The following is a 916-nucleotide window of genomic DNA, read 5'->3' on the forward strand; positions in this document are numbered from 1 at the left end:
CTTTTCATCGGCGGCCGTTTCAACGGTAAAGACCTGTTGCCTTACATCGTATCCCAAGTTATCGGTGCGATTGCCGCTGCTGGCGTTCTGTATCTAATTGCTTCCGGTAAAACCGGTTTTGATGCCGTTGCCTCCGGCTTTGCCAGCAACGGTTTCGGCGAACACTCTCCTAACGGTTACGACATGATGGCCGCTTTGCTGATCGAATTCGTACTGACCGCATTCTTCCTGATCATCATCATGGGTTCTACCGACAAACTGGCTCCGGCCGGCTTTGCCCCTATCGCCATTGGCCTGGGTCTGACCCTGATTCACTTGATCAGCATCCCTGTAACCAATACTTCCGTAAACCCTGCACGTTCTACCGGTGTTGCCTTGTTCCAAGGCGGCTGGGCTATTGAACAACTGTGGTTGTTCTGGTTGGCTCCTATTGCCGGCGCAGCAGTTGGCGCGGCTATTTACCGCTTCGTGTTGGCTAACGAAGACAAATAATCTTGACGGAATGACATTCCCGGTGTGGCCGACTCCATAACCGACCGCACCCAAGTTGCCGAGACACAAACGCACCGCCTGACTCAGACGGTGCGTTTGTTTTTGCCATGTTACAATACTTTCTTTTCTCACATTCTCAAACCATCATGCAAACCTTACCTTTTCAAACCGATATCGCCGCCAGAATGCTGGTCAATACCGAAAACGAAACCATCCATCCCGATGCCGTATTCGTACAAACACAAAATGGCTATTGGATTGCTTGGCACGACCAACAAGCCGCCCTGCTTGCCCCCGACACACCACCCGATATTCCCTGCTTTTGGGTGGAAGGCGCAGAAAGCTTAGAAGAGCTGGTAAGCATGGTAGAAAACGGCGAATTTGACGAAGTTGAAGAATTTGACGGCGATGATGATGCTTGGCA

At 51.2% G+C, this 916-nt stretch carries 2 protein-coding genes; both read left to right on the forward strand.

Translation table 11 applies throughout. The annotated features are described in order from the left end of the window. Positions 1-492, forward strand: a 492-nt coding sequence (gene aqpZ / locus ACTHS3_RS15375; protein ID WP_440368419.1) for an aquaporin Z, incomplete at its 5' end; no start/stop codon positions are given. A gap of 146 nt (positions 493-638) precedes the next feature. Further along, positions 639-916: hypothetical protein (locus ACTHS3_RS15380; RefSeq protein ID WP_440367744.1), on the forward strand; the 278-nt coding region annotated here is incomplete at its 3' end.

This window comes from Neisseria sp. P0009.S007 (assembly GCF_051962515.1).